At 56.4% G+C, this 10461-nt stretch carries 6 protein-coding genes; 3 read left to right on the top strand and 3 right to left on the bottom strand.

Translation table 11 applies throughout. The features are described from left to right. The first annotated feature begins 476 nt into the window (after positions 1–476). Entirely contained in the window at positions 477–2594 is a 2118-nt protein-coding gene (locus CSQ89_RS12140) for an acetyl-CoA hydrolase/transferase C-terminal domain-containing protein (protein ID WP_099406419.1), read from the top strand. Positions 2595–2675: 81 nt separating this feature from the next. On the opposite strand, the gene CSQ89_RS12135 is transcribed toward CSQ89_RS12140, so the two are convergent. The 3 genes from CSQ89_RS12135 to amaB form a co-directional block, all read right to left on the bottom strand. Beyond that, positions 2676–4682 carry a M13 family metallopeptidase gene (locus CSQ89_RS12135; RefSeq protein ID WP_099406418.1) on the bottom strand — a complete coding sequence of 669 codons (2007 nt, stop codon included), beginning with the start codon at positions 4680–4682 and terminating at the stop codon, positions 2676–2678. 245 nt (positions 4683–4927) lie between these two features. After that, a complete protein-coding gene (locus CSQ89_RS12130) occupies positions 4928–7171 on the bottom strand; it encodes a glycoside hydrolase (protein ID WP_099406417.1) in 2244 nt (747 codons plus the stop codon). 283 nt (positions 7172–7454) lie between these two features. After that, positions 7455–9020 (bottom strand): L-piperidine-6-carboxylate dehydrogenase, encoded by a 1566-nt coding sequence (amaB, locus tag CSQ89_RS12125; protein WP_233203133.1) that lies wholly within the window; start codon positions 9018–9020, stop codon positions 7455–7457. 188 nt (positions 9021–9208) lie between these two features. On the opposite strand from amaB, the gene CSQ89_RS12120 reads away from it, so the two are divergent. Together CSQ89_RS12120 and CSQ89_RS12115 are read left to right on the top strand one after the other, a co-directional pair. After that, positions 9209–9472: a PepSY domain-containing protein gene (locus tag CSQ89_RS12120; protein WP_099406416.1), complete on the top strand. Its 264-nt coding sequence runs from the start codon at positions 9209–9211 to the stop codon at positions 9470–9472. A 29-nt stretch (positions 9473–9501) separates the two neighbouring features. Then, positions 9502–10329 carry a phosphatase PAP2 family protein gene (locus CSQ89_RS12115; RefSeq protein ID WP_143747070.1) on the top strand — a complete coding sequence of 276 codons (828 nt, stop codon included), beginning with the start codon at positions 9502–9504 and terminating at the stop codon, positions 10327–10329. Positions 10330–10461: the final 132 nt, after the last annotated feature.

Here is a 10461-nt window from a genome sequence, read left to right as displayed (position 1 = left end):
TGTCAGAACGAGGCGGGAATGCCTCATTTCCAACATCGGCAATTGCCAGCACGATACGAACCCCTTGCCTGCCAGAGCTGCGCGCTGCGGTTGAGCACGACCCCTACCGCGCGAGCGGTTTAGTCCTTGGCCGAACACCCGCCGTTTGACGTCGCCCTGTTGATCGTCCGCTTTTTGGCTAGTTGCTTACACCTGATCGGTGCTATCCAAGCGACCGAATCTGCGTCGATTCCTGTCTCACTATTACGTCGTTTAGCGGTAACCGCGGTTTTTCGTGGACGCCGACGGATTCTCCCACGCCAAGCCTGTTCGTTGGGTCAACAACTCACCCGTGCTAGGCACAGCGGACTTTGTTTACTGATGTCAAGCGATCGAGGTGAGGCGGAATATGTATTTGTACGCTATGCGAATTTGCCAGCCAACAAGGGGGACATGGTCGTAAACTGGCGCTTACGACCAGTAGAAGGATATCCCCTGTGCCTCAAGTGTTTGACCAAATCGAAGCTGCCGTTGATGCTGTCCTTGCTCGAATTCCGGGTGATATCGTGCTCGGCACACCGTTGGGCATAGGCAAGCCGAACCCCTTTTTGAATGCCTTGTATCAGCGCATTAAAGCGGATCCAAAACGTAAGCTGAAGATCATTACCGCGCTGTCGTTGCAAAAACCGGTGAGTGGTAGTGATATCGAACGGCGCTTTCTTGAACCCTTTGTTGCGCGGGTGTTCGGGGATTATCCCGATTTGGACTACGTCAAAGACCTACGTGCTGGCAGTCTGCCGGCCAATGTGGAGGTGTTGGAGTTTTTCCTCAAAACCGGCGACTACCTGGGTAATCAAGCAGCTCAGCAAAATTATATTTCTACCAATTACACTTTTGCGGCACGCGATATTGCATTGCATGGTGTGAATTTGATCGCTCAGGCAGTTGCGCAATGCGAAACGCAGAGTGGGCCGCGCTGGTCCTTGTCCAGTAATCCAGATCTCACCTACGAACTCGCCGAGCGTTTGGCGGTCAGGGATGGACATCCGTTGATCGCGGTGGGAGTGGTGAACAAATCGATGCCTTATATGTCAGGCCAGGCGGAAGTACCTGCCGACTTTTTCGACTTGATCATTACCGATCCTGCCGGTAGCCATGACTTGTTCGCGCCACCGAATATGAAAGTCAGTTTGCAGGACTATGCCATCGGCTTGCATGCCAGCAGCTTGGTGGCCGATGGTGGCACCTTGCAGATTGGTATTGGCGCTTTGGGTGACGCGATTGCCCAGGCTTTGATTGTGCGCTATCGGTATGGTGAGGCGTACAAAGCGCTGTTATCGGCATTGTGCAATGGCGACCTGACCGGTCGTGAGTTGGGGACATTCGAGCAAGGTTTATATGGCTGCTCGGAAATGCTGGTCAATGGTCTGTTGGCGCTGCTGGAAGCAGGCATTCTGCGCCGCGAGGTCTATGCCGATGCCAGCCTGCAAAGCTTGGTCAATGCGGGCCGGATTGGCGAGCAGCCCGATACAGGCGCGCTGGTAGCTTTGCATCAGGCTGGCCGCTTGGCATCGCCCCTGCGTGCGGATGATCTGGCTTTTCTACAGACGTTTGGTTTGCTCAAGCCTACTGTTACTTATGAAGCGGGCAAATTGTGCTGGCAAGGACGCCAATATACGGCCGACCTGAACGACCCTGCCGCATTGGCGGCAATCGGCAGAGACCTGTTGGGGGAGCGACTGCTGGGTGGTGTCGTGCTGCATGGAGGGTTCTTCCTCGGCCCGCGTGATTTTTATCAGCGTCTGCGCGATATGTCCGATGAGCAGCGACGCAAGATAGAAATGCATCGCATCGACTTCATCAACCAACTGTATGGACCCAATGGCAGTTTGGCAGTGGCGCAGCGGGGCAAGGCGCGTTTCATGAATACCGCCATGATTGTGACCTTGCTGGGGGCGGCCGTGTCAGATGGGCTCGATACCGGCCAAGTGGTATCGGGTGTCGGTGGCCAGTACAACTTTGTCGCCATGAGCCATGCATTGCCCGATGCCCGCTCGATTTTAATGCTGCGTGCCACCCGTGAACACAAGGGTGAGTTGCATTCCAATATTGTCTGGAACTATGGCCATACCACAATTCCGCGCCATTTGCGCGATGTTGTGGTCACCGAATATGGCGTGGCGGATTTGCGTGGCCAGCCCGATGCCGAGGTGATCAAACGCCTGTTGGCGGTTGCCGATAGCCGATTCCAGAACGAACTGATGCTCAAAGCGATGTTCAACGGCAAGCTTGAAGCGGATTATGTCTTGCCGGAAAGCCAGCGTAATAATCTGCCCGAGAGACTGGCAACACAATTAGCGCCATTCCAAGCCAAAGGCTTGCTGCCCGACTTCCCCTTCGGTACCGACTTTACTGCCGACGAATTGGCCATTATCGATGCGTTGCAGAAACTGCGCCAAGCTGCCGATAGCCCCCTGGAATTGCTGGGTATGGCCTTGAAGAGCCTCTTTGCGGACAAGGAGGCTCCAACAGGTTATCTGGAACGGTTAGGGTTGGATGAAGCGCGAGATTTGAAGAGCTTGGTGATGCGGCGGCTCTTTGTGGGCAACCTTTAGCCATCTTGAATCTGTTCAATGGAAAAGCCCTGCTTTTTGGCAGGGCTTTTTCAATGCGAGTGCGATTTGCTTGGTCTGGCGTTACCAAATACGGATACGTTTCCCCGCGGGGCGGAACATGCTGTCGCCTGCCTTGGTGCCAAAGGCGGCGTGATAGGCATCGGTGTTGAGCGCCGGTTGGTTGGCGCGGAAATGGTCGGGTGCGTGCGGATCGCTGACCAACAATTGCAGCAGCATCTCCTTGCGCATCTTTTCCCGCCACGATGAGGCATAGCCGATGAAGAAGCGTTGGTCACCGGTATAACCATCGATAACCGGCGCTTCCTTGCCATTCAGCGACAGTTGATACGCTTTGTAAGCGACTTGAAGACCGGAAAGGTCGGCGATATTTTCACCGAGCGTCAATTTGCCGTTGACATAACGACCCGGTAGGGCTTCGAGGTCGTTGAAATCCTTCACCAGTTGTGCAGTGAGCTTATCGAACGCCGCCTTGTCCTGCTTGCCCCACCACATGCGCAGGTTGCCGTCGCCATCGTACTGCGCGCCGCTGTTATCAAACCCATGGCTGATTTCATGGCCGATGGTCGCGCCCACATTGCCGTAGTTGGCGGCATCGTCCACGTTAGGGTCGAAGTAAGGGGGTTGCAGATAGGCTGCAGGGAAGACAATCTCGTTCATACCGGGGTTGTAATAGGCATTCACGGTTTGCGGGGTCATGCCCCATTCGGTTCGGTCAACCGGTTGATTGAGCTTACTCATCTGGTAATGGTGCTGGAAGGCCGCCCCGCGGAGCTGATTACCCAGCGCGTCGCCTGCTTTCACCTCCAGGCCGCTGTAGTCACGCCACTTTTCCGGATAGCCGACCTTCACCGCGTACTTGGACAATTTTTGCTGGGCGGCAGCTTTGGTGGTGGGGCTCATCCAGCTGAGCTCGGCAATACTCTTCTCGAATGCCACCAGCAGGTTCTGCACCAGTGTGTCGATCTTGGCTTTGGTCTCAGGTGGAAAGTACTTGGCCACATAGAGTCTGCCGACAGCCATGCCGAGATTTTGTTCGACCATTGCCACACCGCGTTTCCAACGTGGGCGCATTTCCGTCGCACCGGTCAGGGTTTGGGAATGGAAGCGGAAGTGCGCCTCGACAAAGGCTTTGGGTAGTGCCGGCGCAAAGTGGTCCAGCAGGCGGGCTGTCTGGTAGTCCCGCCATACGGCCACAGGCTCGCTGGCCATCAGACGGCCGACTGCCTTGGCATAGCTGGGCTGGCCCAGGTTGACTGCCTCGACATTCGGCACCGCAGCGCTGGTGAGCAATACCGACCAGTCAAAGCCCGGCACTGCACGTGCCAGCGTGGCGAGACTGTGTTTGTTGTAGGTCTTGATCGGGTCGTACTCATCCTCCTTGGTCCACTGCGCGCGGGCCAAGCGGGTTTCCAGCCCTATGACGGCCTGCGCCTTGTTCGCGGCATCGGCGGGCTCGCTGCCGGCCAGTACGAACAGGGTTTGCAGATAGTCCAGATAGGCTGTGCGCGCTTTTTTCATCGCGGCATCGTCCTGCAGATAGTAGTCGCGGCTGGGCATTCCCAGGCCATCCTGCCAAACCTGTAGCAGATAGTGGCGTGAGTCGCGGCCGTCTATCTCGGTGTCCAACATCAGTGGCATATTTACGCCGAATACTTGTAGTGCACCCATCTCCCGTACCAAATCCCCACGCGTTTCCACCGCGGCCACTCGGTCGAGCAAGGGCTGGAGTGGTTTCAGGCCCAGGGCCTCGATAGTGGCTTCATCCATGAAGCTTTGGTAGAAAGTGGCGATTTGCCGGGCTGTCGGGTCGGTATCGGCCGATTGGGCTGCCTGCTCGACAATCTCACGCACATGGCTTTCGGACTGGTTGCGTAGCTCACCCGTCGCGCCCCAGCTGCTGCGATCGGCTGGAATATCCGCCCTTTTCTCCCAGCCGCCGTTTACGGCTCGAAAGAGGTCGTCCTGAATGCGGACAGTCGTGTCCAGGTTTTCTGGGTATACCCCGGAAGCGGGGTTGGCGATGGCTGTTATCGACAGCAGGGCGAGTGCGATGTGACGTAATTGCATAAAACTCTCCTCCTCTTGGATGGGGCGCGGCTAACAGCGGACCGTGTGATGAGTGTCTGACTAGACTGGATTGATCCGTATCAATCAACACTGCGAGGGGGCGAATTCTAGGCGTGGTGATATATCAAACTATTTCGGTGCGGCAAATATAGCTGGGCTTGTTGCAAAATCGCCCACCCTGGGACCGGACGTTTCGGCATTGGGGTGGGCGGTGCGATCAGCCAGGCTGAGGCAGGGTGGCGATGCTATTTGGGTTTCTGGGGCGTTGGCGAATAGCGGAGGACATCTTGCTCCGGCCGTAGTGCGATGATGCTGCTGGAGGGTGCCACGATGTCATTTTCTACCGTGAATTTTCGCGTGGTGAAATTGGCAATGAGGCGTGTGCCATCGGCGTAAGTGACTTCCTGCACCCGCTTATCCGGCGTCAGCCACCGAAAACCAACCAATGCCTGAGTGGCCAGTTGTTCATGCAAGGGACGGAAAAAGCGCTCCTGCTGTTGAAGATAGGGTAGACGTTGTGCCAGTGTGTCGACGTTCAGGTGCAGGAGCGGCGGCACATTGTAAAGCTGTTGCAGCAGCTCACGCTCGACAGTGACTTCAGGGAATTTCAGGTTGTCGTTGCCCCAATGGTGTGTCGTGATGATTGAATCGTGAAAGACTGCTTGATAGAGCGGCAGGCGATTCGCCGGGTCGAACAGTACGCTGCGGTAGGGGGCCTTGAGAGGAACCGGCTTGAAGAAAATGGTGGGTTGCTCATGCGGGTAGTACCCCCCAAGGAAGTAGGGTGACTTCTTGTCCTTGTACATGGCAGGATCGCCCCAACCGAACACGGGTGTCTGCATACCATGGGCAAATGCAATACCTCGCGCGGTGGTGGCGTTGCCGCCTTCCGACCCTAACGGTATCTTCATTTGCTGGCTTACCACACGCTGGTTTGCCACATAACCTTCAGCTACCGCAGCCTCATCATGTTTGCGCGCAGGGGCAAAGTCGTCAAATACCATACCCGCGGCGTAGGCATCAAGAAACCAGCTATTGAAATTTGTTGCTTTCTGTATTGCCGTAATCCGTTCGGTAAGCAGTGGCCGCACACACTCCGGATTGGTGTAATGCCCACTTTTCTGAAAACCCGCCCTGGGTTGACCATCGGCTTTGATAATCGCGCAGCGCTGGTAGACATCTGCGCCTAGATGGGCGGTGTTCCAGCTTGGGTCTTTGGTCAACGGCAATGCGGTTTCGTATGAGTCGTAAGGGCCGATCAGGTAACCTGCGTCAACAGCGGTCTTGATGGCTTCCGGGTGCCACAGACCGCCTTCCCAGGTATCAAGTCCAATCCACAGGCGCGATAGCCCCGCCTTTTGGATGCTGGCGAAGGTGCGTTGCGATACGCCGCTGCCCCAGCTCGCAGGATCTTTGCCCAGAAAAGTGCCAAACTCCTGTGCGACCTGTTCACGTATATCACTGTAGGCTGGGGTGATAGCAGCGACCTTCATCTCATCTTTCTGCCAACGTTGCCGTGCCAATGCCAGCAGTCCCAGATTCATTTCCTCCAAGAGCACCCGTTTCTGGTAGCGATCGGGCTGCTTGGGCCAATCTGCCAATAGGTTCTTCGCTTCCTTGCTTATTTGGGATTGCAGGGCCGTAGCCAACGCGCTATTGCTGCGTAGCTGCTTAGCGAGACCAGCCCAGTCAGTCACATCGCTTGCGGAGAGTAGGTCGGCACCCCAAAGGTAGACATGACCTGCGCCGATCAACTTGCGGAGATCCGGCTGTGTTGCCAGTTTATCGGCCATGGGTTCGAACCGATCTTCTTTCTTTAACCATTCACGGTAACGTTTAGCCCCCGCCAATGGGTCGGCCTTGCCCAGGTGAAGCAGGGCCTGCATCGGTTGTTTGAGTGCCAATGGCGAAAACTGGTGCGATACAGTAAGTGCAATACCTTCCTTGCCATCAGGGCTGAAAGTCAACTGGTTATGGAATGGGTTAATCAGTAGCCAATTCAGGGTGTGGTTGCCCTGATCCAGCCCCCACAAGGGCAGGCTCAATTGCTCACTGCTGTCGAGCTCGCTGATGTTGTTCAGAAGATATTGCCGCCACTCACGGTTGGTACGCGCGGCATACATGCCTTCGCCAATAGGAAAGATCAGTCCGGCCCCAAATGCGGCATCGGGCTGCTTCAGCCAGGTGAGCTTCCCTGCTTTTTGTGCGGTTGCAATTACTTTGAGGTCGGTGCCTTCCAACTCCAATGTCCAACTGTGCTGCGGCCATTTCCAACTGGCGCGTTGGTCATTTTGCGTAAGCGCGGTGACTGGTTGCGCTGCGACACCGGTATTGATGAGGCGTGCTTCCTCACCTTTGGCTGTGACCTTCATGGCCAGAGTGGTGGGGTCGACAGATACTTTCCATTGCGTATTTTCCAGGACGACTTCGGCGTGCAGCGTTGCCATCAGCAGCGTGCTCAACCATGTCATTTGTTTCAGTTTCAACATTACAGGTGATCTTTCAAGGGGGAAGATAGAGCGTGGCGTAGATAGTTGACCTGTGTCAGGCCGATTTGTGCCCAAGGTATCGAATTATCTTTTGCGCGTGGCGTGCTGCGTGAATTAGCGTATAGCTAGTGGTAGTCGCAGATAGGGCATCTGCGGCGATGATGATCTGGATTCGTGCTTTTCGGGCAGGGACGGCCTGGAATGATTGGGGCCGGAATGAATACATAGCGCCTGGATTGCCATTGCGCTGTGGAGGTAATCGGTAGGATGTGGTCGGGGAAACCTATCCGTCAGGCATATCAAACCGCACCCCTTGGGCCAGGGGCAGGGCATCGCCATAGTTAATCGTGTGGGTGGCCCGGCGCATATAGTTTTTCCAGGCATCCGAACCCGACTCCCGTCCACCGCCGGTATCCTTTTCGCCACCAAACGCCCCACCGATTTCCGCACCGCTGGTGCCGATGTTGACATTGGCGATACCGCAATCGGACCCGGCCGGGCCGAGGAACAGCTCAGCTTCACGCAGGCTGTCGGTGAAGATGGCGGAACACAGGCCCTGACTGACTTCGTTGTTCAGGTCGATTGCGTCGGATAATTCTGCATAGGGCATGACATACAGAATCGGCGCGAAAGTTTCTTCGCACACGATCGGCAGGTTGCCTGGGACGCTGATGAGGGCGGGACGAACATAATAGCCGCCAAGGGGAACGCCGGTTTCCAGCCGATTTCCACCGGTAACGCAGACACCGCCTTGCTGTTCGACCGCTTGTAGGGCCTGCTGCATGGCCCAATAGTTGTCGGCGTTGATCAGTGGGCCTACCAGCACGCTGTCTTCGCGCGGGTCGCCTACCGGTAGGCTGTCGAAGGCCTGGGCGATACGGCTCGTTAGCGTCTCGATAAGGCTTTCGTGGACAATCAGCCGGCGCAAGGTGGTGCAGCGCTGGCCGGCGGTGCCTGCTGCGGCAAAGATGATGGCTTGGAGCGCCAGATCAAGGTTCGCGCTGGGGGTGACGATAAGGGCATTGTTGCCGCCCAGTTCAAGCAGCGAGCGGCCAAGCCGGCTGGCCACGATTTGGGCAATGGCGCGCCCCATGTGGGTGGAGCCTGTTGCCGACAGTAGAGGCAGCAAGGGGTTTGCCGCCATCCATTCCGCGGCTTCGCGGTCGCCCAGTATCAACTGGCAGATATGGGCCGGTACGATGTCGCTCATTTCATCTACGGTGTCTTCCACCAACCGCTGGACGGCAATCGCGCACAGGGGGGTTTTCTCGCTTGGCTTCCACACGACTGCATCGCCACAGACCAATGCGAGCATCGCGTTCCATGCCCATACCGATAGCGGAAAGTCGAAAGCGGTGATCACGCCTACGGCGCCGAGGGGCTGCCATTGCTCCATCATGCGGTGATTAGGACGTTCGCTGGCCATGGTCAAGCCGTGCAACTGGCGTGACAAGCCGACGGCAAAGTCACAGATGTCGATGCATTCCTGTACTTCGCCTTCCGCTTCGGATGTTACCTTGCCGGCCTCCAGCGAGATCAGTTGGGCTATGGCGGTCTTACGCTGGCGCAGTTTGTTGCCAATACGCCGTATCAACTCGCCACGCAGAGGGGCGGGGACACTGCGCCATTTCAGGAAAGCGCCATGCGCGGCTTCAATGGCGTGCTTGACCAAACCCTCGGTGGCTGGGGTGAATTGGCCCAAGGGGCTGGCATCGATAGGGGACAGCATGTCGCGTGCCGGCGCATCGGCATAGTGGGCGGCACCCGCAACCAAGGCGGAAGGCCATTGCGGTTCAGCGGCCAAGTCGGATAGATGCAGGTCGGCGATCAGGTCTGGCGGCAGGGGCATGCTGATTCCTCATTTACGGTCGAAGCGGTGAGCTTCTGTCCCACTTAAACTCTGTTGGGCCTGCTGCGAGCATAGTCGCTCGGCACCCGCTTCTCCAGGCAGCGTTGAATTCAACACCATCTTTTAAGATTGAATTAAGCCTGTGCGCATCTAATTGCAAGCTGTCCACCAGCCATCAGGAGCACAGCATGAAGGTCGTTTTCTCTCTTATTGCTTTTGTCATTGCTGGTAGTACGCTGGCTTCACCTGAGTGCACAAAGGAGCCGAAGTCCAAATGGATGTCGGATACCAAGCTGCAACAAAGGCTCAAGGTCAAGGGTTATCAGGTCAAAAAATTCAAGACTACCGGCAATTGTTATGAAATCTATGGCCATGACAAGGCCGGCAAGAAGGTGGAAATCTATTTCAACCCGGTAACCGGCGAGGTGGTAAAGACCAAGTCTGCGACATAAGTCACCGCTCTGTACCCGGCCTATGTTTATTGCGTGTTCCCGAACCATCATGGAGCGTATTGTTCGAGCGGCAGGCGTTGGTAGGTCGCTTTGAGGGGCCTTTACCGGCAGTGCTGAGTGGGCATGGGGGAAATCGTGGGAGGGATGGAATGGGTGCAGTAGTGAGCCGCCGTGAATGGATTGGTATGGTGTTGGTGGCGTTGCTGTTGTTATTGGTCTTTGAATTGACGCCCCTGGATGTATTGTTGGAAGACCCGTATTACCAAGGCAGCCGTTTTATCGGTGCAGGTAATTGGTGGTTGGAAGTGTTTAGCCACCATTGGGTCAAGCTGGCTGTTGTTTTCATCGCAGTCGGTATTTGGGGCCGCTGGGCGTTGAGTTGGCTCCCGCCACGTTGGCCAATCGATAGACACCGTTGGCTGGTCGTCGGTGTGGCGTTGTTGCTGGCACCCGCGACGGTGTCGGCCTTTAAACAGATGAGCGAAAAGCCCTGCCCATGGGATTTGGCGCGATATGGAGGGAAGTTACCCTACACCAGCCTGTTGGAACATCTGCCGGCAGGCACCCCCCGTGGCAAGTGTTTCCCTGCCGGCCACGCCAGTACTGGATTTGCCTTATTTGCCATCGCCCTGTTCTGGCGGGGGAATAAACCGCGACGCGCCTGGTTTGCTTGGGTGCTGGCCTTGGTTATCGGTACGGCGCTGGGCTGGGGCCAGCAGCTACGCGGCGCGCATTTTCTATCTCATACACTATGGTCGGCATGGTTATGTTGGGCGGTCTGTCTGGTTGTGTTTGCTGTGCTACAGCGTATCAAAGCCAATAACCCGGCAGAGGGGCTTACCTCGGTTTCGGTTTGAAGGCATCCACTTCGCTAACCGGATTGAGAACCTGGCTAAGAGCCTGTCTAAAGTCTCGCGAGCTAGGGCAAGATAAGGCGAAAACAGCCGAGGAAGCGGCGTTTACGCGTGGTAAATGAGCATTCCGAGGGT

Source organism: Chitinimonas sp. BJB300, from assembly GCF_002735695.1.
Lineage (GTDB): Bacteria > Pseudomonadota > Gammaproteobacteria > Burkholderiales > Chitinimonadaceae > Chitinimonas.
The sequence above is the reverse complement of the archived record's forward strand: the minus strand, read 5'-3'. Positions and strand labels throughout refer to the sequence as shown.